Origin of the sequence: Neoalteromonas facilis, from assembly GCF_002807665.1 — a bacterium.
Lineage (GTDB): Bacteria > Pseudomonadota > Gammaproteobacteria > Enterobacterales > Alteromonadaceae > Alteromonas_E > Alteromonas_E facilis.
Map to the genome: position 1 here is coordinate 387456 of NZ_PEAY01000004.1, position 24393 is coordinate 411848.

At 45.7% G+C, this 24393-nt stretch carries 26 protein-coding genes; 8 read left to right on the forward strand and 18 right to left on the reverse strand.

The genetic code is table 11. The features are described from left to right. The first annotated feature begins 81 nt into the window (after positions 1-81). Positions 82-1464, forward strand: coding sequence for an amidohydrolase family protein (locus CSH93_RS13185; protein ID WP_100643722.1), 1383 nt, complete (start codon positions 82-84; stop codon positions 1462-1464). Between the two features lie 113 nt (positions 1465-1577). On the opposite strand, the gene CSH93_RS13190 is transcribed toward CSH93_RS13185, so the two are convergent. From CSH93_RS13190 to ispB, 4 genes are all read right to left on the reverse strand, one after another. Continuing rightward, the gene (locus tag CSH93_RS13190; RefSeq protein ID WP_100643723.1) at positions 1578-2057 is read right to left on the reverse strand and encodes a DUF6265 family protein; all 480 of its coding nucleotides are present in this window, start codon (positions 2055-2057) and stop codon (positions 1578-1580) included. A gap of 35 nt (positions 2058-2092) precedes the next feature. Beyond that, positions 2093-2389, reverse strand: a complete 297-nt coding sequence (locus tag CSH93_RS13195; RefSeq protein ID WP_100643724.1) for a hypothetical protein — start codon at positions 2387-2389, stop codon at positions 2093-2095. A gap of 86 nt (positions 2390-2475) precedes the next feature. Beyond that, the gene (locus tag CSH93_RS13200) at positions 2476-2964 is read right to left on the reverse strand and encodes a GNAT family N-acetyltransferase (protein WP_100643725.1); all 489 of its coding nucleotides are present in this window, start codon (positions 2962-2964) and stop codon (positions 2476-2478) included. A gap of 24 nt (positions 2965-2988) precedes the next feature. Then, the gene (gene ispB / locus CSH93_RS13205) at positions 2989-3960 is read right to left on the reverse strand and encodes an octaprenyl diphosphate synthase (protein WP_100643726.1); all 972 of its coding nucleotides are present in this window, start codon (positions 3958-3960) and stop codon (positions 2989-2991) included. A 329-nt stretch (positions 3961-4289) separates the two neighbouring features. On the opposite strand from ispB, the gene rplU reads away from it, so the two are divergent. From rplU to folA, 4 genes are all read left to right on the forward strand, one after another. Next, positions 4290-4601 carry a 50S ribosomal protein L21 gene (gene rplU / locus CSH93_RS13210; RefSeq protein ID WP_100643727.1) on the forward strand — a complete coding sequence of 104 codons (312 nt, stop codon included), beginning with the start codon at positions 4290-4292 and terminating at the stop codon, positions 4599-4601. A 15-nt stretch (positions 4602-4616) separates the two neighbouring features. Then, positions 4617-4874, forward strand: coding sequence for a 50S ribosomal protein L27 (gene rpmA / locus CSH93_RS13215; protein ID WP_100643728.1), 258 nt, complete (start codon positions 4617-4619; stop codon positions 4872-4874). Positions 4875-5029: 155 nt separating this feature from the next. Continuing rightward, positions 5030-6187, forward strand: coding sequence for an Obg family GTPase CgtA (cgtA, locus tag CSH93_RS13220; RefSeq protein WP_100643729.1), 1158 nt, complete (start codon positions 5030-5032; stop codon positions 6185-6187). Positions 6188-6302: 115 nt separating this feature from the next. After that, a complete protein-coding gene (gene folA / locus CSH93_RS13225; RefSeq protein WP_100644006.1) occupies positions 6303-6788 on the forward strand; it encodes a type 3 dihydrofolate reductase in 486 nt (161 codons plus the stop codon). Between the two features lie 5 nt (positions 6789-6793). On the opposite strand, the gene CSH93_RS18020 is transcribed toward folA, so the two are convergent. After that, positions 6794-6928 (reverse strand): tetratricopeptide repeat protein, encoded by a 135-nt coding sequence (locus CSH93_RS18020; protein WP_205663338.1) that lies wholly within the window; start codon positions 6926-6928, stop codon positions 6794-6796. A gap of 132 nt (positions 6929-7060) precedes the next feature. On the opposite strand from CSH93_RS18020, the gene CSH93_RS13230 reads away from it, so the two are divergent. Beyond that, positions 7061-8989, forward strand: coding sequence for a glycoside hydrolase family 13 protein (locus tag CSH93_RS13230; RefSeq protein WP_164078370.1), 1929 nt, complete (start codon positions 7061-7063; stop codon positions 8987-8989). Between the two features lie 10 nt (positions 8990-8999). Here CSH93_RS13230 and CSH93_RS17940 read toward each other — a convergent pair whose 3' ends face one another. From CSH93_RS17940 to CSH93_RS13285, 12 genes are all read right to left on the reverse strand, one after another. After that, positions 9000-9158: a hypothetical protein gene (locus CSH93_RS17940; RefSeq protein ID WP_164078371.1), complete on the reverse strand. Its 159-nt coding sequence runs from the start codon at positions 9156-9158 to the stop codon at positions 9000-9002. A gap of 95 nt (positions 9159-9253) precedes the next feature. Continuing rightward, complete coding sequence (locus tag CSH93_RS13235) at positions 9254-9766, reverse strand: hypothetical protein (protein WP_100643731.1); 513 nt, start codon at positions 9764-9766, stop codon at positions 9254-9256. Further along, positions 9766-10782: an RNA polymerase sigma factor RpoS gene (rpoS, locus tag CSH93_RS13240; protein WP_420807258.1), complete on the reverse strand. Its 1017-nt coding sequence runs from the start codon at positions 10780-10782 to the stop codon at positions 9766-9768. Before rpoS ends, CSH93_RS13235 begins: the two co-directional genes overlap by 1 nt. Positions 10783-10845: 63 nt before the next feature. Continuing rightward, positions 10846-11736: a peptidoglycan DD-metalloendopeptidase family protein gene (locus tag CSH93_RS13245; RefSeq protein WP_100643732.1), complete on the reverse strand. Its 891-nt coding sequence runs from the start codon at positions 11734-11736 to the stop codon at positions 10846-10848. A 9-nt stretch (positions 11737-11745) separates the two neighbouring features. Then, positions 11746-12324, reverse strand: coding sequence for a YqaA family protein (locus CSH93_RS13250; RefSeq protein WP_100643733.1), 579 nt, complete (start codon positions 12322-12324; stop codon positions 11746-11748). After that, on the reverse strand, positions 12321-12959 hold the full coding sequence (locus tag CSH93_RS13255; RefSeq protein ID WP_100643734.1) for a protein-L-isoaspartate(D-aspartate) O-methyltransferase: 639 nt from the start codon (positions 12957-12959) through the stop codon (positions 12321-12323). The genes CSH93_RS13250 and CSH93_RS13255 overlap by 4 nt, the downstream gene beginning before the upstream one ends. A 51-nt stretch (positions 12960-13010) precedes the next feature. After that, positions 13011-13760 (reverse strand): 5'/3'-nucleotidase SurE, encoded by a 750-nt coding sequence (gene surE / locus CSH93_RS13260; protein WP_100643735.1) that lies wholly within the window; start codon positions 13758-13760, stop codon positions 13011-13013. After that, positions 13760-14818, reverse strand: a complete 1059-nt coding sequence (gene truD, locus CSH93_RS13265) for a tRNA pseudouridine(13) synthase TruD (protein WP_100643736.1) — start codon at positions 14816-14818, stop codon at positions 13760-13762. The genes surE and truD overlap by 1 nt, the downstream gene beginning before the upstream one ends. Beyond that, on the reverse strand, positions 14819-15295 hold the full coding sequence (ispF, locus tag CSH93_RS13270; RefSeq protein ID WP_100643737.1) for a 2-C-methyl-D-erythritol 2,4-cyclodiphosphate synthase: 477 nt from the start codon (positions 15293-15295) through the stop codon (positions 14819-14821). A 13-nt stretch (positions 15296-15308) separates the two neighbouring features. Beyond that, on the reverse strand, positions 15309-16025 hold the full coding sequence (ispD, locus tag CSH93_RS13275) for a 2-C-methyl-D-erythritol 4-phosphate cytidylyltransferase (protein WP_100643738.1): 717 nt from the start codon (positions 16023-16025) through the stop codon (positions 15309-15311). Between the two features lie 3 nt (positions 16026-16028). Beyond that, the gene (gene ftsB, locus CSH93_RS13280; protein WP_100643739.1) at positions 16029-16316 is read right to left on the reverse strand and encodes a cell division protein FtsB; all 288 of its coding nucleotides are present in this window, start codon (positions 16314-16316) and stop codon (positions 16029-16031) included. 70 nt (positions 16317-16386) lie between these two features. Next, positions 16387-18087 (reverse strand): TIGR03545 family protein, encoded by a 1701-nt coding sequence (locus tag CSH93_RS13285; protein WP_100643740.1) that lies wholly within the window; start codon positions 18085-18087, stop codon positions 16387-16389. Between the two features lie 270 nt (positions 18088-18357). Between CSH93_RS13285 and putA the strand changes: the two genes are divergently transcribed. Continuing rightward, entirely contained in the window at positions 18358-22152 is a 3795-nt protein-coding gene (putA, locus tag CSH93_RS13290; RefSeq protein WP_100643741.1) for a bifunctional proline dehydrogenase/L-glutamate gamma-semialdehyde dehydrogenase PutA, read from the forward strand. A 1-nt stretch (position 22153) separates the two neighbouring features. Here putA and CSH93_RS13295 read toward each other — a convergent pair whose 3' ends face one another. Further along, complete coding sequence (locus CSH93_RS13295; protein WP_164078372.1) at positions 22154-22753, reverse strand: TIGR04211 family SH3 domain-containing protein; 600 nt, start codon at positions 22751-22753, stop codon at positions 22154-22156. 100 nt (positions 22754-22853) lie between these two features. On the opposite strand from CSH93_RS13295, the gene CSH93_RS13300 reads away from it, so the two are divergent. Then, the gene (locus tag CSH93_RS13300) at positions 22854-24392 is read left to right on the forward strand and encodes a CYTH domain-containing protein (RefSeq protein ID WP_100643743.1); all 1539 of its coding nucleotides are present in this window, start codon (positions 22854-22856) and stop codon (positions 24390-24392) included. Position 24393: the final 1 nt, after the last annotated feature.

A 24393-nucleotide genomic window follows, 5' to 3' on the forward strand; every position in this document is an offset into this window, starting at 1 on the left:
GATACGTATAACATCTCGTTTCGAGACGATTGCAGTCAATATTCAAGGTAGCCTCCTGTTTGAAAATTAAAGGAGGCCGTCATGAAAGTATTATTGATTAAGTTGTTAATAAAGGTGTTTAGTATTGTATTTGCGTTGCTGCTCCCAATTGATAGTTGGGCATCTGACGTACATAAAACCAATGCATACTGGCTCAACAATGTAAACGTTGTGGATGTCAGTCGTCATCAAATCATTCCAAAGCAAGCCTTGAAAATACAAGCTGGAACGATAGTGCAAATTATTGATTGCACGAGTTTTTCAGATGAAGGTGACGTACCCGTTGTGGATGGGGAAAACGGTTACGTTACACCAGGTTTGATCGACATGCATGTGCACATGTATGAGCAAGGCGCGTTCGCGCTAGCATTGAGCCATGGCGTTACTCATGTCCGAGTTATGAATGGTATACCTGCTCAACTTGAATGGAAAAAACAAATTAATGATGGCGATATTGTAGGCAGCACGGCGAGTATCAGCAGTCCTATTTTATCGGGTTATGAAAATGCATCATTGCATCACACGGTGTTGAACGCAGATGAAGCAATATCAGCCATCCGAAAGTACCATCAACAAGGCTATGATCTCATAAAAGCCTATGGCAACTTATCAGGAGAGGCTTTAAATGCTTTAGTTGCTGAAGGGCAGCGCTTAAATATGCCAATTGCCAAACACGGGCCGCACGGATCTGATGACGTAGGTTTAGACCAGCTAAAAGCAATTCAATCTTTTGAGCATGTGGAGGATATTTATCAAGGCTCTTTGAACCACGAAATTGATAACACAAAATTGCAAGACGTCGCTTCCGAGTTGAAACAGACAGGGGTTCCAATTACGCCTACTCTCAATATTTATCATCAGTTAGTGCGCTTGAGTACCGAAAAGGAGTCGTTCTTAAAGCAAATTCCACAAGAATACACCTCCACGCTTATTGCAACTGAAGCCAAATACAACCAAGTCAAGCGGTGGTTAAATGCGTCAGAAGAAATGGGGGAACACAACATCCGAGTGTTTGACTTTTTATTGCACATAACTCAAGTACTGCATGATAGCGGAGTTGAACTATTGGTTGGCTCAGATTCAGGTGTACTGTTGTCACCACACGGCTTGGCAACTCATCACGAAATGGAGTTGTTCCAGCAGGCTGGCATAGATGCGTTCAGTACTTTGCAAGCAGCGACATTAAACGCGGCAAAAGCATTAGGTTTAGAGGACGAAGTAGGTCAGGTTACAGCTGGCAGGAATGCAGACTTTATATTCACACATGCTAATCCCATTCAGGACCTCAGTGTTTTGAAGACACCTGATGCAGTTGTTAAAAACGGTAAATGGTACTCACAGCAGAAGCTACAGAATATGCGGCAGTCTGCTATTGACGAACGTAGCTTGTGGGATGAATTCCTTGCGCTAGCAGAGGCTCTGTAGAGCTTACTGAAGATTTTGACAACTGAGTTTCGTTCTCGGTAAAGGTTGCCAGCAGATGGTAATCAAGAAGCGTTTACACTCAGTTGTTGGGCTCATTTGGGAATTTAGCATCGTCAGTTTTTGTTGGGATCTTTCACGTGCGCGAACTTAAGCGTGAAGCCCTTGTTGTTTTCACTTTCAACTAAAACTGGAAGTTTGCCCTCAGACGTCAATGTGTAGGTAATGGATTGCGGGAAGTCGTGTTTATTATTCTGAAATTGGACGCGATTGTGGTCACATAATATTAATTTAAACGCGATGGGTAATTCATTTTCTGCAACTTTTGCCAAGTAAAATACTTCACTGGCCATTTCAACAAGCCTAAGCGATTCAAAACTCGTTTGTGTATTATCGTGCGAACCAACTCGGCTAAAACCTTCATAAGTGCTGTCGCTAATTTTTTGCCAATGCTCATGATATGTTCGTTTCGGTGACACCGTTTTCCAGTCACCTATTATCCACTCAACAAGGTCTAATGAAGCGCACGAGCTTTGTGCACTACCCGATGCAGAAAGAGCGACTGATACTGCGAAAATACTTTCTAACAATGCCATATGGATATTCCTGAGCGATAGGCTAGGTAGCCTAGTTAACCAAATAAGCGTTTAAATAAGATACGCAGGATTGCGGTCACGCATGTGACAACCACAAATTGTCCAAGCAAGATCAATGAAACTTTGGGTACTAGCGGCAACTCTTCAGTAAACAGCGGGTGCCAAATATAACTGAGTGTTAGGTTGCCAGGAAATAACAGTATGTTGTAGCCGGGTAGCGGACCGCCCCAGACATCCCACAATGTCCAATGAAGAATAAACGCAATCAAGCCAACACTTGATGCCGCTATGCCGACCCAGATAGAAACAGGAACATGGCTTAAAAGTTTCATTGTGACAATACTCTCGCGGCATACGTTATTGGCATTTACCTAATCCCCTGTAAGACTAAGCGGCGGTGTGTTGTTTGAGTATGTTGCTATTGATCCGTATAACAGTACACATTATTTTCTACCAATTGCCCTGCAAACTCGAAGGTGAGAGTACCAACCTTTTCAAATCCCAAGTGGGTGTAGAAACTGTTGGATTCGTTTTCGATCCATGTATAGAGCCAAAACGGTTTACCAAATCGACGTTCTATTGCATTTAGCAAAGATTTGCCAAGGCCTTTGCCTTTGAAAATACTGTCTATATACAGTTTCTCAACTTCATATCCATTATTGGGTGTTTGATAATGAGAGGTAAGGTTAATCAATATATACCCTTGAATAGTGCCCGAATGTTCACTGATCAAGAGTCTGTAATTGTGATCGTTGATTAATCTTACAAAGTAGGTCTCAGAAAAAGTCGACAGCACGTACTCGGCATGTTGTCCGATAATGCCCTCTTTGGCATAGGTTTCCAGCCAAACTTTTATGGAAAGTGCAGCTAACGATAGACAATCGTCTTTTGTGGCTTCTCTAATCAATTTTCATTTCTTGCGCTTTAGCGTTTACGCGTCTCGCTCTACTGCCGTATGAGCGAGCGCGATCAAGGCGTTTTTGTAATCACTGTGTGGAATAACGGAAAGTGCTTGTATCGCCGCATCTGCTTCTTTTTCAGCAAGCTTGCGTGTGTATTCCAAAGCTCCAGTATTTTTTATCACTGCCAAGATATGATCAAAAGACTGCATACCATCGCCTTTTTCAATGGCGCTTCTAATTAAAGCTGCGTCATCTGTTTGTGCATTCCACATGGCATACAAAAGTGGAAGGGTCGGTTTACCTTCCGCGAGGTCGTCACCGACATTTTTGCCCATAGTAGCGGCGTCTGCGTCGTAATCTAATACATCATCAATTAGCTGAAACGCTGTACCTAAATGTCGCCCATAATTTTGCATGGCTTGCTCAATTGCATCGCTTTGCTCTGTTAAAACCGCAGCTAGTTGCGTTGCAGCCTCGAACAAACGAGCAGTTTTGCTGTAAATGACATCGAGATAGCGTTCTTCTGTTGTATCAGGATCGTTGCAGTTCATTAGCTGCATGACCTCGCCCTGTGCGATACGGTTTGTAGCATCGGAGAGAATGTCCATTACTCGCATACGCTGCAGGCTAACCATCATTTGGAACGCGCGTGAATATAAGAAATCGCCGACTAACACACTCGCTTGATTACCAAACAGTTCGTTTGCTGTTTCTCTGCCGCGGCGCATTGTTGATTCGTCTACCACGTCGTCGTGCAAGAGTGTCGCGGTATGAATAAATTCAATAATTGCGGCCAGTGCAACGTGTGAATCATCCTTGATATTGAGTGCGCGAGCACTGATAACCGTCAATAAAGGGCGTAACCGTTTACCACCACTATTGACGATGTAGAATCCAAGTTGATTAATCAGCGCAACATCGGAAGAAACTTGTTGTTGGATCAACTTATTGACCGCCAACATGTCAGATTCGGCGAGTTGTTGTATTGCGTTTTTATCCATGCGCTCTGTGTAATGAGTGAATCGCTAACATGGGCTGCAATTTTACAGAAATGTACCAACGTATCCAGTCGTCAATCGCGACAAACAGTGCAAATATCGTGATATACTCTTTGCGTTTGCTGTACAGCCAAGAGTTGTAGCGCCTAGTTAAAACATTATTCTTGATTGTACCTGACCACTATAAATGCCGGGTTTTTGTGCAAAAGAAAAAAAGTGACGCAAAAATGACCATTTTTATGTGATTAGGTCTTGCGACGAATTCCCAGATAACGTACAATCCGCGCCCTGTTTTTGTAATCAGCGCAGTAGAGCGCAGAGCGGAGTAATTTATGTACGCGGTTTTCCAAAGTGGTGGTAAACAACACCGTGTGGCCGAAGGCCAGACCGTTCGTCTTGAAAAAATCGAAGTAGCACCAGGTGAAACGGTTGAGTTCGAAGACATCTTAATGGTAAGCAATGGTGATGACGTTAAAATCGGCACACCTTCAGTAGCGGGTGCTAAAGTGACAGCTGAAGTTGTTACTCACGGCCGTGGTGAGAAAGTAAAAATCATCAAGTTCCGTCGCCGTAAGCATTCACGTAAGCAAATGGGTCATCGTCAGTGGTTCACTGAAGTGAAGATCACTGGCATTAGCGCATAATAGGAGCACGAACACATGGCACACAAAAAGGCTGGTGGTAGTACCAAAAACGGTCGTGATTCAGAAAGCAAACGCTTAGGTGTTAAGCGTTTCGGTGGTGAGTCTGTATTAGCGGGTAACATCATTGTTCGTCAACGTGGTACACGTTTCCACGCGGGTGACAACATGGGTATCGGTAAAGACCACACTTTATTCGCTCTAGCTGACGGTAAAGTACAGTTTGAAGTGAAAGGTCCTAAGAATCGTAAATACGTTAGCATTGTTGCTGAGTAATATTTAAGATTTGAAGAAAAACCCCGCTTCAGGCGGGGTTTTTTTATGCATAGACTTATGCACTGACGTAGCGAAGTGAGCTGAGATTAACTACACTGAGTAATCTTATCGTTAAGGTTTAAGTCAACACAGTTTGAGTAACAACAGAGATAATCATGAAGTTTGTAGATGAAGCGGAAATACGCGTAGAAGCAGGAGACGGTGGTAACGGAACCGTCGGCTTTCGCCGTGAAAAATATATCCCACGTGGCGGCCCAGATGGTGGCGATGGTGGTGATGGCGGTAGCGTGTATCTCGTGGCAGACGAGAACCTCAATACGCTGATTGATTATCGTTTTGAACGATTCCATCGGGCAGAGCGCGGACAAAACGGGCAAGGTAGCGATTGCACTGGTCGTGGTGGCGCAGATTTAGAGTTACGTGTACCTGTGGGCACGCGTGCAACTGACGCAGAAACGGCAGAAGTGCTTGGTGATCTAACTAAGCATGGTCAGCGCTTAAAAGTGGCACAAGGCGGCTTTCATGGTTTAGGTAATGCACGCTTTAAAAGCAGTACCAATCGGGCACCTCGTCAGAAAACCAATGGTACGCCAGGGGAGATCAGAAACCTCAAGCTAGAATTGATGCTGCTTGCAGATGTTGGTTTGTTGGGCATGCCAAACGCAGGTAAATCGACCTTCATTCGTGCCGTTTCGGCTGCTAAACCAAAGGTGGCAGATTATCCTTTTACCACGTTGGTGCCAAACTTGGGCGTTGTGCGTATGGATGCGCAGGAAAGTTTTGTTATCGCAGACATTCCTGGCCTTATTGAAGGGGCAGCAGAAGGCGCTGGATTAGGTATTCAATTCCTAAGACACTTAGAACGCTGTCGTGTGTTGCTGCATTTGGTTGACTTGATGCCCGTTGACGGCAGTGATCCGGTCGATAACGCCAAGGCGATTATCAATGAACTAGAGAAATACAGTCCTAAGTTAGCGGCAAAGCCTCGCTGGTTAGTATTTAATAAAATCGACTTATTGCTGCCTGAAGAAGCAGAAGAGTTAACAGCTCGAGTGGCCAGTGAGTTAGGTTGGGAAGGGGATTATTATCAAATCTCAGCGTTCCAAAAATTAGAAACGCAATCATTGTGCCGCGAAATCATGGATTTCCTCCAATCACTTCCAGTAGACGATGAAGAGAGCCAAGAAGAAGAGGTGGAGTTTAAGTGGGATACTTACCACAAAAACACCATGGAACAGGCAGATTGGGATGACGACGAAGATTGGGATGATGACGAAGATGATCACCCTAATGTTTTCTATACCAAAGAGTAATCCCTTCATATAGTTCTTGGATGGACGATAGGGAAATCGTCTATCGCAAATAATGCCGAAGTTGTTTAGACTCATGCCTTCTGACCATTAGTTAAACTGAAACATGCGTATTTCAATGATCGCAGCAATGACGCCAGCACGTGTCATTGGTGCCAATAACACCATGCCGTGGCATTTGCCCGCTGACCTTAAGCACTTCAAGGCCGTTACCCTTGGAAAGCCCGTGGTGATGGGGCGTAAAACCTACGAATCAATTGGGCGCGCACTGCCGGGCCGCGAGAATATCGTGATTACGTCTCAGGTTGATTTCAGCTTACCTGATGCGACGGTAGTAAACAGTTGTGAACAAGCTATTGAACATGCTAAATCGTTGAATACCGATGAAATCATGGTCATTGGTGGAGGTCTTGTTTATCAGACTTTGTTACCGCTAGCCGATCGCTTGTATTTGACGTTTATCGATGCAGACGTGAAAGGTGACACCTTTTTCCCAGAATATTCCGCACATGCTTATTGGCATGAAGTGGAACGTGAACACAGAGAACCTGACGAGAGTAATCAATATGCACTCGATTTTGTGACGCTTGATCGAATTAAGTAAGCCTATTAGCCGTTACTCAATTGATTAATCCTTTTCATTGCATCTGCTGCTTTGCTGAAAGCACTGTTGATTTCCAGTGCTTTTTTAAATGAACCGATAGCCTCAGCTTTTTTACCCAGCTCCTGCTGTATAACTCCCATTATCGCAGTGGCTGACTATCTCACAATGAAATGTTAATGAATTGTTGCATACGTATGTTGTAAGACCTTGTGTAAGCCTTTTGATATGCTCGAAAAATGACACTTGGGCTGAAAACATACAAAGGTTTTAGGATGACATCGTTACGTATACCGCTAATTTGCGCAGCTGGGTTATTGCTGTCAGCGTGTTCGCAGCAAGTACCGGACACTTCAATTAAACAATCCCCAAATAACACGCCGCCGGAATGGGCAAAAAGTGCAGTGTGGTATCAGATCTTTGTAGAGCGTTTTAACAATGGCGATAAAGGCAATGATCCAACTATCGCAGACCTACAAGGTGGCTACCCGGGATATATTCCGGATGATTGGCAAGTGTCGGATTGGACTTCCGATTGGTATGCGCCGGACCCGTATTTTGCATCCGTACATGGACAGTTAGATTCGAGCGGTTATCCAATTGAAAAATTCAGCACTAAAACCAGTTTGCGCCGTTATGGCGGCGACCTTCAAGGGGTTATCAATAAGCTCGATTATTTAGCATCCTTAGGGGTCAATGCTCTGTACTTCAATCCGTTAAACGACTCACCTTCGCTGCATAAATTTGATGCAAGGCATTGGCGCCATATCGATGTGAACTTTGGCCCCGATCCTGAAGGAGACAAAGCACTTATTGCAAAAGAAGATCCTTCTGATCCCAATACCTGGGTCATGACTTCCGCAGACAAGCTTTTTGTTGAGCTTATTCAGCATGCTAAACAACGCGGTATGCGGGTTATCCTCGATTATTCTTGGAATCACACCGGCAATACGTTTTGGGCATGGCAAGATGTAGTTGAAAATCAGCAGCAGTCTAAATACGCTGATTGGTATTGGGTAGACCGTTTTGATGATCCAGAAACCCCAGAAAATGAGTTCGCTTTTCATGGTTGGTTTGGCGTTAAGCAAATGCCTGAAATTCGTGAAACGGTTAAAGTCGATCACAGTAATGGCATCGCTGTATTTGAGGGCGATATAGCAAGCCAGCAAGTAAAAGATCATATTTTCGCTGTCACAAAGCGGTGGCTAGATCCTAACGGTGATGGCGATCCCTCTGATGGTATCGATGGCTATCGTCTGGACGTGGCTGCTGAAGTTCCATTGGGTTTTTGGCGGGAATACCGTGAATTTGTGCGCTCGGTTAATCCGGAAGCTTATTTGATCGGGGAAATTTGGTGGGAGCAGTGGCCCAAAACCTTAATTGACCCAGCCAATGTGCTGCAAGGGGATGTGTTTGATGCCGTAATGAATTATCGCTGGTATCGCAGTGCAAGACGCTATTTTGCCGGTATTGATAACAGTATTTTACCGTCACAGTTAGTCACTGAGCTGGATGAGCTGACAGAAGGTTATGATCGTGCCCACTTACTGGCCATGATGAATATGTCGGCGAGTCATGACACACCTCGCGTATTGACGTCGTTTTACAATAAAAATAACTACAAGTTTAATACCACTGCGGATGCTGACCCAACCTACAAAATCGGTAAGCCTGATGGTGAAACCTATGCACGTGTTAAAGCATTTTTAACGTTCCAGTTTACACAGCCGGGGGCACCTCAAATATACGCAGGGGATGAAATGGGAATGTGGGGCAGTGATGATCCGCACAATCGTAAACCACTGATATGGCCAGAACTTACTTTTGACAATGAAACACTGCATCCGCTGGGTCATGAACGTGCGTCGGATCCCGTTAAGTTCAATACGGATTTGTTCACGGTGTATCAGTCATTAATTGCGCTTAGGGAAACAAACCCGGTGCTCGTGGACGGTGCTATTGAGTATTATGCGACCAAAGATGAACAGAATGTTTTGGCGTATGCGCGCAGTAACGAACAAGGACAGCGTGTGTATGTCGCATTCAACATGTCTGCGGTAGAGCAGGTGTTTCCAATGCCGCAAAATTTATTGACTGACCGCCCAGCTCAGTTATGGCAATCGGATTCTCCAATACTTGAGAAGGCAAATTTGCAGCAACCTGTGATGATCGCGCCTATGTCTGCAGCGGTGATCGTGCTGTAAGAATGTAGAGTTAGTTGGTGATATCGATAGTATCACCTTCTGACTCAGCAATTGATTGTAGCCACAGGCGAGCCTCTTGCTCATCTAAAAAGCCCTTGCGAGTAATCATCAGATACCCTCGTAGTTCAATGGTATATTCCCCGTGAGGATGGAACTTGCGACTGTTCATTATGCGCATCTATCATACGGATTTCCCTAAATGTAGGTCAGAATTGAGGCTTAGTCTAAAAATTAGAGTATTGGAAATATAACAACAGTGGTGATTTAGTCGTGTCGCTTACGAAATAGGGTGAAACTATAGCTGTAGGCATATAGCCCGCTGAATAAAATTGACGGAGTCACCGTTAACCATAGGTTCGGGGTGTTATTGGCTAGGTTTAGCGCTATTACTAATATTGACTGTATACAGAGTGGCAGTAGCGGTGCTAAAACAACCCCCGGTATACATGAACCTTTGGCCCAGGTTGCGGAGTAGTCCAGTGCGTCATTCATGGCTACGCGTATTGCACCGGCTTGCCTTGTGGGGCTATGAACATAACACAAGATCGGTACCATAAATGCCAATGATAAGAATCTGTGTGAAACATGCCGGTTGGTAAATTCAAGCAGTAGTGTAAAAAAGAAAGTTGCCAGCCCACTGTAACCACCTTGTACCAATGCGCTGCGAAGTGTGAGCTCTGCAGGGATTTCGGGGCCACTGTTTACCCAGTAGGCCCACGCAAAATAAAAAACAAAGGCGACTACGCCTGATAGCAGTAGTCGTAATGTCGAGTTCACTAGTGGTTTTGGTTGAATAAAGCCTCTAGATTTAAGCCTTGGTGGCCTAGCATATCGCGCAAGCGGCGCAGCGCCTCTACCTGGATCTGACGCACGCGTTCGCGAGTTAACCCGATTTCCGCCCCCACATCTTCCAATGTTGAAGGCTCATATCCGAGTAAGCCAAAGCGGCGAGCTAACACTTCACGCTGTTTGGGGTTTAATTCTCCCAACCAACGTACAATGCTTTGCTTTATATCACTGTCTTGAAGGTTCTCTTCAGGGCTGTATTCAGCATCATCAGCGATAATATCTAAAAGTGCTTTATCCCCATCACCACCAATGGGCGTATCAACGGACGTGATGCGTTCATTGAGACGAAGCATCTTGCTGACTTCCTCAATTGGGCGGTCAAGTGCAGTTGCGATTTCTTCTGCGGTGGGTTCGTGATCAAGTTGTTGTGACAACTCGCGAGCGGTTCGCAGAAATACATTCAGTTCTTTTACCACATGGATCGGTAAGCGTATTGTACGCGTTTGATTCATGATGGCTCTTTCAATGGTTTGACGGATCCACCATGTGGCATAGGTCGAGAAGCGGAACCCTCTTTCTGGGTCAAACTTTTCGACCGCACGGATCAGGCCTAGGTTGCCTTCTTCGATCAGGTCTAGGAGTGCCAAGCCTCGATTGTTATAACGGCGCGCAATTTTAACGACCAAGCGTAAGTTGCTCACAATCATGCGTTTGCGAGAGGCTTCATCGCCTTTCAAAGCTTTTCGTGCGAAATATACTTCTTCTTCTGCAGAGAGTAACGGAGAGAATCCGATTTCACCCAGATATAACTGAGTTGCATCAAGGGTTTTGGTAAATTCTTCGTTTGTCAGTGAAGTATCTTCACTGGATTTTTCGTTGGTTTCAGAATTTTGATTTTCATTTAAAACGCTTTCGTCAGATTCATCGATTACGATGTCTAAATCAGCGTCAACTGCAGCATCATCAATGTCTTTTTCGACCACAGTATTTTTGGTTTGTCCCACAACTGCACTCCTGAATTTATGTTCGGGTTAATAACTCCTCTGTCTTATTATTATTTATTGTTATTATTGGCGAGGAAGATAGCGCATCGGGTCAAGTGATTTACCACGATAGCGAACCTCAAAATGAAGCATGACCTTGTCGGTACCTGAACTTCCCATAGTGCCTATTTGTTCGCCCGCTTTAACCCATTGCTGTTCAGAAACGAGAATGCGGTCGTTGTGTGCGTATGCACTCAAAAATGTATCGGTATGCTTGATGATGATGAGCCTGCCATAACCGCGCAACGCTTCACCGGTATACACCACTTTACCCTCTGCAGCAGCTACGATGGGGGTACCTTGTTGGTTGGCGATATCGACACCCTTATTGCCCGATTCAACAGCGCTGAAACGACCAATAATGTTACCCTCAGCAGGCCAAACCCACCGGCCAACTTTAGCCGGAAAAGAACGGCTAACTTGCTGCCCTTTAACATCTTTTTCATGATCACCATACGCCTGCTCTTTTGAACGGTCAATAACTGATTGGTGAGAATTCGTACTGGTACGACCATTTGTATCTGCTGCGCTTTTTTGGGGCGTAACAGTGGGTGTAGTATGCTTACGCTGTGGCTTAGATGTTTGTGCAACAGGTGTAGGCGTGAGCCTGATTATGTCTCCAGGCTTGAGTAAATAGGGGGCTTGCAGTTGGTTATAACGCGCGATATCGCGATAGTCGTTGCCACTGTACCAAGCGATGGCAAAGAGCGTATCACCGGGTTGAACTGTATAGGTATCTTGCTCAAATGGGTCGCTCTCTTGTTCGATGCTCATGTCCAAACTAACGACCGGCGCCGGTGTGTGAGGTTGTGATGAACACGCCGACAAGACAATGACCAAACCACTGATACAGCTCAGGCAACTATGCTGCAGAAAGCGATGTTTCCTCACGCTGGCATTGGCCTGTTGTTTCATCTTAATCCTCTATCGAAACACCCAATAAGCGACAACTGCAAGAACAACAACAGCCCACCCTAGCACTTCTACCCAATCGCGTAGCTTTTGCTCCATGGCTGGTCCACCCCACTTCATCAGTCCGGCGACGAGAAAGAAACGCAGCCCTCGACCCACCGCGGAGGCAAGCAGAAAAGGCAGGAACGCCATGTGCAGAAAGCCCGCACTTACAGTGAATATTTTATATGGAATGGGTGAGAAGCCTGCAATGAACACAACCCAAATACCGTACTCACTAAACCATGTAATCGCAGTGTCCATCTTATCTTGATAGCCCAACTGTTCTATCAACGGCGCAATTAGGGAGTCAAACGCGAACCATCCGAGCCAAAAACCCGCAACTCCGCCGAGAATTGACGCGATCGTCGTGATCCAGGCAAAGTGCCAGGCACGCGATGGTTGGCTGAGTGACATGGGCGCAAGCATTACGTCAGGTGGAATGGGGAATATCATACTTTCGGTGAAACTGAGTAACGCTAGCAAACGTTCTGCTTTGGGGTGTTTAGCCCAGCGCAAAGTCATGTCATACAGCGGTTGAAATAGTTTCACGCGATAGAGCCTGCGACTAACGGAACGAAGCGAACGGATTCAACTTCTTGGGTGATCAACTCGCCGTCCTTGCGATCGATACAAAGCAAGGTTTGCGCATCATTCCCGACAGGAATAATTAACCGGCCACCTTCATTCAACTGGCTAGTGAGTGCTTCTGGCAGTGAACTGGCCGCTGCAGTGACAATAATGGCATCAAATGGACCTTTACTGGCCCAACCTTGCCAACCGTCACCGTGTTTCATTGAAATATTATGCAAGTTTAGGTGGTTCATGCGTCGTTTTGCTTGGAACTGCAGAGATTTGATGCGTTCTACCGAGTAAACTTTCGAGAATAGTTGAGCCAGTATGGCGGTTTGATAGCCCGAACCTGTGCCAATTTCTAACACACTCGATGCGCTATTAGGTGCAGCTAATAAAAGTTCGGTCATGCGAGCGACAATATACGGTTGTGAAATCGTTTGCCCCTGACCAATGGGCAGCGCGGTGTTTTGGTACGCCTTATGTTTTAAAGCATCAGGTAGGAAAAGCTCTCTGGGTGTACCTGCAATGGCATTTAATACCTGGTTATTAGTGATCCCCTCTTGGACCAGTAATTGGGCTAATGCCTCACCTTTGCGTGAATTCGATCTCATGTGTGTCGTACTGTGAAGTTGTTATCGTTATTATTCTGCTATTGTCTGGTTTCAGCGCGATTTGTTCAACCATTCTTTCATGCTATCGAGGCTTTGATAGGCGGTCATATCGACACTTAAGGGTGTTATTGAACAATAGCCGTTTGTGGTGGCATGAAAATCCGTACCTGGGCCAGCATCTTGCTCTTTACCCACAGTACCATACCAATAAATCGTGCGACCAAAAGGATCATTATCTTTTACCATTGTTTCAGCGCGGTGGCGTCTTCCTTGTCGCGTGACCTGAGTTCCTTTTAATTGTTCATAGGGTAAATTGGGAACGTTAATATTCAATATTTGGTTGGCCGGTAATGGGTGCTGTTCCAACTGTTTAATTACATCAACCACCACACGTGCTGCCGTTTCAAAATGCTCACCACTTTTACTGGTGAGTGATACCGCTATTGCGGGAAGTCCCATATAGCGTCCTTCCGTAGCGGCAGCAACGGTGCCAGAATAAACGACATCGTCACCTAAGTTTGCACCGTGATTGATGCCAGAGACGACCAGTTCTGGATCATTTTCTAAGAAACAATTCACGCCTAAATGTACGCAGTCAGAGGGCGTACCATTCACGGCATAAAATCCATTTTTCATTTCGGTAATACGCAGTGGAGAATGCAGCGACAGTGCGTTACTCGCACCACTGCAATTGCGGTCGGGCGCAATTACTGTAACCTCATGCTCCTGACAGAGAGCGTCGAAGAGCACCTGTAAACCTTCTGCAAATACACCATCATCGTTACTCAATAGTATCCGCATTATGAATTCTCCTCGGTGTTGACTAATTCCCGTATCACAGCTGTTGCATAACTGCCTGAAGGTAATGTGAGTGTTATATTGAGGTCGTCGCCGCTGACATTCCACTCAAACTCTTCAGGCGTAAGACTTATCGCCCGCCTTTCCTGTTTGAGGTCTAGCTTAGCTAAGGTATTGATGACCGACTCAACGTGCTGCGCGCATGATTGCTCAAATGCTAACGATTCAGATTTTGTTAGCCATTGTCCTTTTCCTGCCATCGGCGCGGTAATGGCGATATCCCCACTGGCTAATCGCTGTGACAGTACTTCATCAACTACTTCAGTGATAAAAAAACTGTTGCTGCCACACAGCTGCATAGCGTCGCCATTCAAAATGGTGTGGTAGCAGGATGATTTAATACGTTCACTGGTCACATGATTGAAAAACCAACTGCGTAACGCTGAAATTGCCATAGAGCGCTTGTTGCGGTTGCGGATCGTCTCCCCGTTAATCATACGTTGAGCCATATCCAAATTGCCACCTAAGTGAAGCTTGCCATCTGCGCCTCGAACAACGCCGAAGCGCTGTTCCGCGAAGTAATTGGGGACGCCTTTTTGTTTTATCAGATTTGCGCGCGTGAGAACCTCTTCCATATCGGTCACGTCGCGTAAGCAAATTTCGAACGTATTGCCTTTTAGTTGGCCAGTTCTGAGCTTCTTATTGTGACGTGTGCTAGACAAAATCTGAGCACCTTCTAGCACAAATTTATTCCAGTCTGGGTCTTTATTGCCAGGAAGGTGTACGCCAATCCATTGCTGTGTGATCGCGAATTTATCCTTGCGCCCGGCATAGCTGACTGCTCGCAATGGAACTCCGCAAAACTTAGCAATCTGTTCTGCCACAAATGCGGTGTTCAGAGCTTCTTTTTGTATCCACAAAAAAACATGTTCACCACTACCGGTCAGTTCATATCCAAGTTGCTCTTTAACAATAAAGTCTTGGCTAAGCGATTTAAATCGCGCATGTGCTTTTGGCTTGCCATGTAAATATTGCCAATCGGTACTCAATGCTAATGTCATTTACACGCGCTTCTCTATCAGTACGACAGCGTGACAGGCAATACCTTCTTTGCGACCGGTATAACCGAGCTTTTCGGTTGTCGTTGCTTTCACGTTAATATCACTGACAGGAACCTGACAATCTTCAGCAATATGGTTGCACATAGTTTGAATATGAGGTGCCATTTTGGGCGCTTGCGCAACTATCGTCATATCAGCATTCACTAGCGCGTAGCCATGGCTGTCTAACAACGCGACAACGTGTCGAAGAAGTTCACGAGAATCCGCATTTTTAAAATCGTCTGAAGTATCGGGAAAGTGTTTGCCAATGTCCCCTAACGCAGCGGCGCCTAACAGCGCATCACACAGCGCGTGTAACAACACGTCTCCGTCTGAATGAGCAAGCAGCCCTTGGTGATAGGGGATACTTACGCCACCTATGATAATAGGCCCTTCATCACCAAATTTATGTACATCAAAACCGTGTCCTATTCGCATTAAACTCTCTTCTTTATCGCTGTTCAGTTGGCATTTGTTGAGATAGATAAAACTCCGCCAGAGCTAGATCGGGTGGATTGGTAACTTTAATATTGCTCGTACAGCCCTCAACAAGCGTAACAGGGTAACCACTCAACTCCATTGCTGATGCTTCGTCGGTAACCGGTAAATTTTCACCTAAGGCTTTTTCTATGGCATCGAGCAATTCATTTTGCAGAAACATTTGTGGTGTTAACGCATGCCACAGATGTTCCCGTGGCTGAGTGGATTCAATCATGTTCGGTGAAGCTTTAGATGATTGCTTCATTGTGTCGCGCACAGGGCAGGCTAATATAGCTCCATTGTCGGTAACAATAACCGTGCTGATCAATCGACTGATATCGGCATGGGTAACACAAGGTCTAGCTGCATCGTGCACCAATACCCAGGAAGTGTTGTTGTTATTGCGTCTAAGTGCCTTTAACCCGTTAAGCACACTGTCTACTCGCTCTTTTCCACCACTTACCCGTGTTATACGAGCGTTTGACAGAGAAGGAATAGTATCGATATAGCCGTCATCATCGCTGACCACTAAATATATATCGCTAACCTGAGGGTGAGTTAGCAGGCGCATTAACGTGTGTTCGAGAATGGGCTTGCCGTTAATTAATAAATACTGCTTGGGGCGGTCCGCTTGCATGCGCTTGCCAACCCCCGCTGCGGGAATGATAACAGGAAACTGCTCGGCCATAATTTACTGCTCTGCCGGAAGTATGCGGTAGAAGGTTTCACCTTGTTTGATTAAACCCAACTCGTTACGAGCCCTTTCTTCTATCGCTTCAAGACCAATTTTAAGGTCATTTATATCAGCCTTCAGAAGTTCATTTCGTTGGGTCAAGTTTGCATTCTGTTGAACTTGTTCGTCTATCTTGCTTTGCATATCCCAGAGATCAGGAATGCTGTGCTTGCCAAACCACAGTCGATATTGCAATGCAGCCAATAATACGATCAATATCATTGGTATGATTTTATCGCGTGACATGTAGCGGCCTCAGGTAAACGAATGTGCCCATTATGCCGCGATTTATTCTGCAAGCAAAGGGCTAGCAAGGCTAGCCACCAAGCTTGCCTTTTAATTTCTCTAACAGCTTGTTTTTATTGGCGTCAACGGCATTGTTAAGTTGTGACTTTAACAAACCGTCTAAACTCTCTGAATGACCACTCACCAAATCTTGCCAATTAACGGCTTGCCCTAATAACTGGGTTGTTTCATTTAGCTGTGGCGATATTTTGGCTTGAAGTTTGTTTTTTAACTCTGCCAATTGGCCATGTTGGTCGGCACCTAAACTTGTCGCTATCGCGCTAACAAGCTGCCTGTCTAAATCCGACTTTAGGCTGAAATGAGGTGCGGTAATATCGCCCGACAATCCAAGCTTCATAGTGAGGGCAGTAATGTCTTCAAGCGCGTCAGCCAAGGCCAATGTAAATTCATCGGTACCGGTAATGGCCAAAGCTAGGTCTGCCAAATTAATGTTACCCGTCCCCTCCAGTTGATTGTTATTGATACTCAGTGAGCCGGTTGTTGCGACCAATGCTTTTAACAGGTTGGCGCTGAGTCGTTCGCTGTCAGATAGTGAAAGATCGTGTAAGTTAACACCTTTTATCGCCCAATTTTGCACAGCGTCAATTCCATCAGGCGTTAATCTGAACTCTCCAGATGTAGTAAACGCTTGCCATAATGCACTCTTGGCTGCATCGATTGAAAATGTAGTGGGAGAATCAATCAAGCCGTGTTGATCGGTAATATTCGCCCATTCACTGACGATCGGCTCATCATCAATGAGCACCGATGCGCGCGCCTGTTTTATCCAAACATTAGGCAGGTCGCCTGGCGCCGGCACTTTGGGCGCCTCTTCTGTTGCCGTATCATTCAACATAGGCGCGATGGTTTGGAGAGCAAGCGTAATATACTGGGTGTATTGCTCTGCTTTTTCGCCAAATAGTCGTTGCGTCACCTGTGACAATGCGGCTTGGTCGCCCGCGATCAAGCCTTGCACTAGTTGATAGTCTGCTTGGCTAGCCTTGCTAAGTGCATCTTTGGCGGCACTTAGGTCAACTTTTGCTTGCTTTGCGTGTTGGCTAAATTCGTCAAAAAGGGCCTTATCTGCTTTAATTTTGGCCTTAAGTTCGTCAAACTTTTCTTTTGCAGTCAATAGTGATTGCGGATCCTTTAGGTCCACAGACTGTAGCTTCTTCACCTCTGCTTTGTAGAAATCCACACGCTCTTTGTTTGGCAGTGCTGCAAAGTCAGACTGAAGCGTTGTTGAATAATGGGAGTAAACTTTTTGTGCATCTTCAATCGCATGGGTAGTTTGCAAAGGTGAATTCGCCAGTAACTCATCGACACTTGGAATGTCGTCTGCTGTTGGGAAACCAAAGAGGGGGGCAGGATCCGGTTGACGGTATACTTCACCTACCGCCTTACGAGGTTGGCCGAAAGTGATGCCGTCTATGGTCAACTCATTGGCGATTAACTTTTTCTTTAGCAGAGGACCAACTTCAACATCTGCAAATGCTTGAGCTATCGCAACTTTATTGGTTGTTGGCGTGCGAGCGTCGGTGAGCTCTATTGCATTGAGCGTAATGGTTGCTGGAAACAAACTGTGACTGACCGAACCAATGTTTACTTCGGCGCCGTATGCCTTACCAAGCTCTTGCTCTGCGACAGTTTTAATTAGCCAATCGGTCAACAAGAAATACGCGGCAATGACAACGATGAAAAGACCAACCAGAGTGTACTTAATAATCTTCATATTATCCCTTTAGCTAAATGACGGCAGATGAGTGTGCGTAAAACTATGATTTTGCGTTTGTTTTTAAACCACAGCAATAGCCCGATGTGCACACTTCATGTGTGCTTGCCAATCAAATTTTAGATAGATTTTTAGGGTTTATAAAACCGCCTTTCAATAAGGGTAATCCTTAATTGACACTTTTGCAGAGCAAGTTTTTAAAATGGCTCTTTTTTTCTTTAGCATTCGGCGGTATCGTGGCGCCAAAATTGAACACATGATGAGGCGACTATGCTGTTTTCTGATGAACTTTGTACCACTACGCCGTTGCGCCAAGTGATCCGTGAATACCACAGAATAGATGAGGATAAAGCCATTGACTTTATTCTTCCTGAGGCGGAGATCAGTATGCGTGCGCGCAGTCGAGCGTGGGACAGGGCCAGAAAGCTAGTACTGCAAATCCGTAAAGAGCAGCAAGGGCATGGTGGCGTTGACGCGTTGTTGAATGAGTACTCATTGTCCAGTGCCGAAGGCGTCGTATTAATGTGTCTTGCAGAGGCTTTGTTGCGTATTCCTGATAAATCCAGCCAAGATTCTCTCATTCGAGACAAATTATCGCGTGGACAGTGGGCGCCGCACTTAGGAAATAGCGACTCTTTGTTTGTAAACGCGTCTTCTTGGGGGCTGCTGCTGACTGGCAACATGGTGAATTACGCCGACAAATCGAAGAGCGATCAGTTTAATTTGCTTAAGAAAACCATGGGGCGTATGGGTGAGCCGGTGATCCGCCGTGCAATGAATATCGCAATGAAGGTTATGGGGCGTCAGTTCGTGATGGGCGAAACCATCGATGATGCAATCAAGCGTGCCGCAGAGAAAGAAAAGAAAGGTTATGCCTATTCGTATGACATGCTCGGTGAGGGGGCGCGCAACAGTAAAGATGCGCAGCGTTATTACGAAGCTTATGAAATGGCTATCCATGCCATCGGAAAGGCGGCAGCCGGTCGGGGCCCGCGTAAAAGTCCGGGAATTTCAGTTAAGTTATCAGCTATCCATCCCCGCTATGAACTTACGCATTATGAGCGTGTTATGGCCGAGTTGCCGGATAAACTATTGTCACTGTGTTTATTAGCAAAGGAATACGATATAGGTCTAACGGTCGATGCAGAAGAGTCAGAACGTTTAGATCTATCACTCGATATCATTGAAAAAGTGTTCTCTGATCCTCGTTTGGAGGAGTGGACTGGGTTTGGTCTTGCGGTTCAGGCCTATCAGAAGCGCGCTATCCATGTGATTGAATGGCTGCGTGAACAGACGTTAACGCATAATCGCTCAATGATGGTGCGTTTGGTTAAAGGTGCGTATTGGGACAGCGAGATTAAGGTTAGCCAACAAGCAGGGGTTGAACACTACCCTGTGTTTACGCGTAAATCATCGACGGATGTGTCTTACCATGCGTGTGCGAACCGATTGCTGGCTTATAGAGACACCATCTATCCTCAATTTGCGACTCACAACGCCTACACTGCCTCGGTCATAATCGAGTTGGCGGGTGGTGATCACAGTGGGTTTGAATTTCAGTGTCTGCATGGCATGGGTGACACACTATACGACAGCGTAGTGCGTGATGAAGGCATTCAATGTCGTATTTACGCACCCGTCGGTGATCATGAAGATTTGTTAGCCTATTTGGTGCGTCGACTATTAGAAAATGGGGCAAACTCATCGTTTGTAAATGCCATCATTGACGATCAAAAGCCGGTGGAGGCACTGCTTGAAGATCCTGTTGAGCGCACGCAACGCCTTGAAGAGCGAGTGAACAATCTGATCACTATGCCTGCAGACCTATACGCTCCAAGCCGCATTAACTCACGCGGTATTGATATCGCCGAATTGAATCAGATGGTTCCGCTTAAACTGGGTGTTGAACGTGCTGCGAAAGACTACCATTACGAAGAGCCCCTACCTGATGGTGCCGTGGCTGTGCGCAATCCGGCCAATCGTGAGCATATTGTGGGTTATCATCATTATGATACGCCGGAGCAAATGCTTGAAAAACTCACCAAGGTTCACGGTGGTTTCACGCAATGGAGTGAGCAACCTGTCGAAGCTAGAGCCGAAATACTTAACCTGATAGCTGATGCATTAGAGCGTCATCGTGATGAACTCATTGCGCTGTGTATTTTGGAAGCGGGTAAGGTTACTCAAGATAGTGTTGACGAGATCCGCGAAGCGGTAGATTTCTGTCGATATTATGCAGTTGAAATTCAACAGGTTAGCAAAGACGAGCGCTTGTTGCCGCGCGGCGTTGTGCTAGCCATTAGCCCTTGGAATTTCCCTCTCGCTATATTCCTCGGTCAAGTAGTGGCAGCATTGGCGGCAGGAAATACCGTTGTTGCAAAACCGGCCGAGCAAACCGCTATCATTGCGCGCAGAGCGGTAGAAATTATGTATAGCGTTGGTTTACCAGAGGACGCGCTGCAATTGATAGTGGCGACGGGTCAACCGGTCGGTGATACGCTGTTGCCAGATGATCGTGTTAGCGCCGTCATGTTTACGGGGTCGACACAAACGGCGACATTAATATCGCGTACTTTGGCGACACGTTCAGGTGCACAGGTGCCGTTGATCGCTGAAACCGGTGGGCAAAACTGTATGATTGTGGATTCCACTGCGCTGCCTGAACAGGTGGTTGATGACGTCGTGCATTCCGGTTTCCAGAGCGCTGGTCAGCGCTGTTCTGCATTGCGAGTATTGCTGGTGCAGGAAGATATTGCAGACAAAGTGATTGAAATGCTCTCTGGCGCGATGCAAGAACTTGAAATGGGTAACCCTGCCTGGCTAAAAACAGATGTGGGACCCGTAATCGATGAGAAGGCTTTAAACAGCTTACAAGCGCACATGGAGAAAATGTCGTCTCAAGCGAAGTTGATCTACCAGTGCCCATTAAATGAAACCCTCGCAGGCCAAGGATATTTCTTCCCTCCAACGTTGTTTGAAATTCCGTCTTTGGATGTGCTTGAAAAAGAAGTGTTTGGGCCGTGCGTGCATGTGGTTCGCTATAAGGCGAAAGATCTTGATCAGGTGTTGGAGCAGATCAACGGTCTTGGATATGGCCTGACTTTAGGCGTTCACTCACGTATCGAAGAAAGAGCCAATTATATCGCCGACCAAGCTAAAGTCGGTAATGTATACATCAACCGCAATATGATTGGCGCTATCGTAGGGGTTCAGCCATTTGGTGGAAGAGGTTTGTCAGGTACTGGCCCTAAAGCGGGTGGCCCAAACTATTTGCCTCGTCTACTGTTAGAGCGCAAGACGCCTGCGGAAATTTGGTATGCATCAGATAGTGGAAAAATCGACTTTGGCAATGAGAATGACCATTACTCCTCCGTTGTAGAGCTGATGCAATCAGCGAAAAAGGCAGAAGATGTATGGCGTTTCACATCGTTAAACGACCGCTTGTCTTTATTACGTCAGATGTTAGCTCAATTAGCCAAAGAAGACGTGAGTAACCGTTATGTCGAAGATCTTGATACGACATTAGCCAGTGCGCGTCGCCAGTTAACCTTAATTGAAAAGATGCTGAAGAAGCATACGCAACTCCCAGGACCAACGGGAGAGTTCAATGAACTGCGTTTGGAGCCTCGTGGCGTTATCTTAGGTTACGGTGATACTAGTGTAACCTTTGAGTACTGGGTTCTATCGTTGGTCACGGCTCTGGCTACCGGCAATACGCTAGTCGCTGTGGTATCAGATGCGTTTTATGCTGAGATTGAAGCTATCAAAGGATATCTGGTTGATGCAGGGGCACCTGAAAGTATTTTGCAAATAGCGCGTACTCAGCACTTAACACAATTACTGGCGCACCCTGAATTGAACGCAGTAGTGGTTGATAGTCAAAACAACCACAATGAGTTCTTCTGCTCTCAACTTGCGAAACGTGAGGGCCCGATTTTGCCGGTAATCACATCAGAATATATGGATAACTTGATTATTCGTCTGATGACTGAGAAAACGGTCAGTATCGATACCACTGCGTCAGGCGGTAACACGTCATTGATGACATTAGTGGATGATGATTAGATCACATCCACTGGTCATTGCGACGACGTTTTTTGGGTATGTATGTAATCAGAATACCTAATACAATACAGGCGGCGGCGATAATGCCGCCGCGGGTAAACCATTCAATCATCGCTGAATTGTCAGCATTATCTAATTGCGCTTGAATATTCGCTTGCTGCTGTAGTGACTCTTCTAATTGCTGTGCCAGCCTCTGATTTTGCTGTGTTAAAGAGCTGTTTTCTCTCTGTAGTCGTTGTTGCTGCTGCTGCACAGACGTGAGTGAGTCGGTTGCCTCAGCGAGTGCTTCGCGTAAGCGTGGTAACTCTTGTCGGATAGAACCTTGAGTGCTGACATAGCGAGCTTCAATCCAGCCAGTGCGACCTTGCGCATCAGTAACTTGAACAAACGCAGGATCACCCTCTCGATCCAAGATTGTAATGGATGAACCAGCAACAAGTTGACCGGTAATGCGATAATCGCGTCCAGGTCCTGTGTGTAAGTATACCGTCAGGTCATCCATAACGTTTGCGTTGCTTTCACTTGATTGTGCCGCAACTTGAGCGGTAGTAATAAAAGCAGTGAAAGTAAGCATTAATACCGAAAAAAATAAGCTCCGCATGTTCCTATGTGCCTTTTGGCTTTTATTGTAATAATCAAATGGTATTCCATGGGGAATCGATTGCCAAGTGAAAGGGGCGAGAGTAAGGTTATGCGATTCCATGCTTAATCATGATTTTAAAGTGAATAACGAAGTAGAGATGAAATTTGTGGTCAACGGTGACGGCCACGATAAGTTGCAAAAAGTCTTGCCCAATTTGTCGCATTTGTTGGGCGAGGACATTGCGGTAAAGGTTGATTATCAGCGCAAAATATTAACCAATCAGTATTACGATACTGAAGATAATTATTTCTCTAAACACCGCTTTGGCTTTCGCATTAGAGGCTGCAATGGGGTTTATGAGCAAACCTTAAAAACACAAGGTTCGACTATTGGCGGCCTGCATCAGCGGGGTGAATACAATGTCGAGTTATCTGACGCCCAGCCGCAACTCTCACTGTTTTCAAACATTACGTGGCCAGAAGAGGCGAGTTCTGCAGACTTGCAAACTCAGTTAGTAAAGCGTTTTGCGACTGACTTTACGCGCGACGAGTATCGCCTATCGATTGGCGACGATTGTGTTGAAGTTGTGTTTGATTGCGGGTTAGTCACCACGGAAAATAATGAACACCCAATCAATGAAGTTGAAATTGAACTCAAGCAAGGCGATGTAAAGCGTGTTTTTCAAGTTGCTCGGATTTTAAATCAGCATCTATCTTTGCGCCTAAGCGATACTACTAAAGCTGCGGTAGGCTACACATTGTTAGGGGAGGCCCGTCAAGGGCGTCGTCTACTGCCGGACTTTTTGCCACTGGAACATCATATCTCCACTGAAGAAGCTTTCTGTAAAGCCGTTGCCTGTGCCCTTGATCATTGGCAATACCATGAGCAGCTGTATATGAATACGCAAGCGCTTAAGTATTTGGAAAACGTTAATGAAGGTTTGTACCTGTTAATGCAGAGTGTTTCGTTGTATTTGCCCGTCTTACAGTGCGGGCCGCTATTAACCTTGCATAAAAGGTTAATTAGTTTTGCACAAAAGTGGACGTGGCTAACGGAATTGCACAACTTGCGTTTTTTACGCTCAAAGAAAGGGCCGTTCACACACTTTTTAACCGAACATGAAGCCTTGATGAGTTATCTTCAAGGCCGCAAAGTGGGTTTATTGCAAGGGCGTTCTCCCGAGCAGCTGTTTTTTAATAGTGAAGCCAACGAAATTAAGATATTAACGAGCGAGATCGTATATCACAAACCATGGCGCCAAGAAGCAACAGGCTATGATAAACCTTTGTTGGAGCATGCCAGAGGGTGGTTATCCCAAGGCTGGCAAAATGTTATGCAAAGCTTGTCTCAACAAGAGCCGTTGTCACAGACACACTACATTGCAACTGAGGCTATTCTTCGTCAGGCGTTGTCGAATGGTTTTTTACTGGCGGATTTGTTCAGTGACCAACGAGGTGAATTTAGAGCACCTTGGCAAGATATTTTGATTGGTGTTGAAGAAATGAAAGCCTTAATAACATTAAAAAAGCTACTTGGTGATGCTGAATTTGAGGACATTCCTGCACTAAAATCTTGGACAGCCGATAAACTTCATAACTTACTTCTCGTTATTGAGCGTACGCGTGCAGTGGCGATTGAACAGGAAGCGTATTGGTAGG

Excerpts from the sequence above, each read along its gene's own strand:
- CSH93_RS13185 (WP_100643722.1), top strand. The coding sequence starts at position 82 with ATGAAAGTATTATTGATTAAGTTGTTAATAAAGGTGTTTAGTATTGTA.
- CSH93_RS13190 (WP_100643723.1), bottom strand. The coding sequence starts at position 2,057 with ATGGCATTGTTAGAAAGTATTTTCGCAGTATCAGTCGCTCTTTCTGCA.
- CSH93_RS13195 (WP_100643724.1), bottom strand. The coding sequence starts at position 2,389 with ATGAAACTTTTAAGCCATGTTCCTGTTTCTATCTGGGTCGGCATAGCG.
- ispB (WP_100643726.1), bottom strand. The coding sequence starts at position 3,960 with ATGGATAAAAACGCAATACAACAACTCGCCGAATCTGACATGTTGGCG.
- rplU (WP_100643727.1), top strand. The coding sequence starts at position 4,290 with ATGTACGCGGTTTTCCAAAGTGGTGGTAAACAACACCGTGTGGCCGAA.
- rpmA (WP_100643728.1), top strand. The coding sequence starts at position 4,617 with ATGGCACACAAAAAGGCTGGTGGTAGTACCAAAAACGGTCGTGATTCA.
- cgtA (WP_100643729.1), top strand. The coding sequence starts at position 5,030 with ATGAAGTTTGTAGATGAAGCGGAAATACGCGTAGAAGCAGGAGACGGT.
- folA (WP_100644006.1), top strand. The coding sequence starts at position 6,303 with ATGATCGCAGCAATGACGCCAGCACGTGTCATTGGTGCCAATAACACC.
- CSH93_RS18020 (WP_205663338.1), bottom strand. The coding sequence starts at position 6,928 with ATGGGAGTTATACAGCAGGAGCTGGGTAAAAAAGCTGAGGCTATCGGT.
- CSH93_RS13230 (WP_164078370.1), top strand. The coding sequence starts at position 7,061 with ATGACATCGTTACGTATACCGCTAATTTGCGCAGCTGGGTTATTGCTG.
- CSH93_RS17940 (WP_164078371.1), bottom strand. The coding sequence starts at position 9,158 with ATGAACAGTCGCAAGTTCCATCCTCACGGGGAATATACCATTGAACTA.
- CSH93_RS13245 (WP_100643732.1), bottom strand. The coding sequence starts at position 11,736 with ATGAAACAACAGGCCAATGCCAGCGTGAGGAAACATCGCTTTCTGCAG.
- CSH93_RS13255 (WP_100643734.1), bottom strand. The coding sequence starts at position 12,959 with ATGAGATCGAATTCACGCAAAGGTGAGGCATTAGCCCAATTACTGGTC.
- surE (WP_100643735.1), bottom strand. The coding sequence starts at position 13,760 with ATGCGGATACTATTGAGTAACGATGATGGTGTATTTGCAGAAGGTTTA.
- truD (WP_100643736.1), bottom strand. The coding sequence starts at position 14,818 with ATGACATTAGCATTGAGTACCGATTGGCAATATTTACATGGCAAGCCA.
- ispF (WP_100643737.1), bottom strand. The coding sequence starts at position 15,295 with ATGCGAATAGGACACGGTTTTGATGTACATAAATTTGGTGATGAAGGG.
- ispD (WP_100643738.1), bottom strand. The coding sequence starts at position 16,025 with ATGGCCGAGCAGTTTCCTGTTATCATTCCCGCAGCGGGGGTTGGCAAG.
- ftsB (WP_100643739.1), bottom strand. The coding sequence starts at position 16,316 with ATGTCACGCGATAAAATCATACCAATGATATTGATCGTATTATTGGCT.
- CSH93_RS13285 (WP_100643740.1), bottom strand. The coding sequence starts at position 18,087 with ATGAAGATTATTAAGTACACTCTGGTTGGTCTTTTCATCGTTGTCATT.
- putA (WP_100643741.1), top strand. The coding sequence starts at position 18,358 with ATGCTGTTTTCTGATGAACTTTGTACCACTACGCCGTTGCGCCAAGTG.
- CSH93_RS13295 (WP_164078372.1), bottom strand. The coding sequence starts at position 22,753 with ATGCGGAGCTTATTTTTTTCGGTATTAATGCTTACTTTCACTGCTTTT.
- CSH93_RS13300 (WP_100643743.1), top strand. The coding sequence starts at position 22,854 with ATGCTTAATCATGATTTTAAAGTGAATAACGAAGTAGAGATGAAATTT.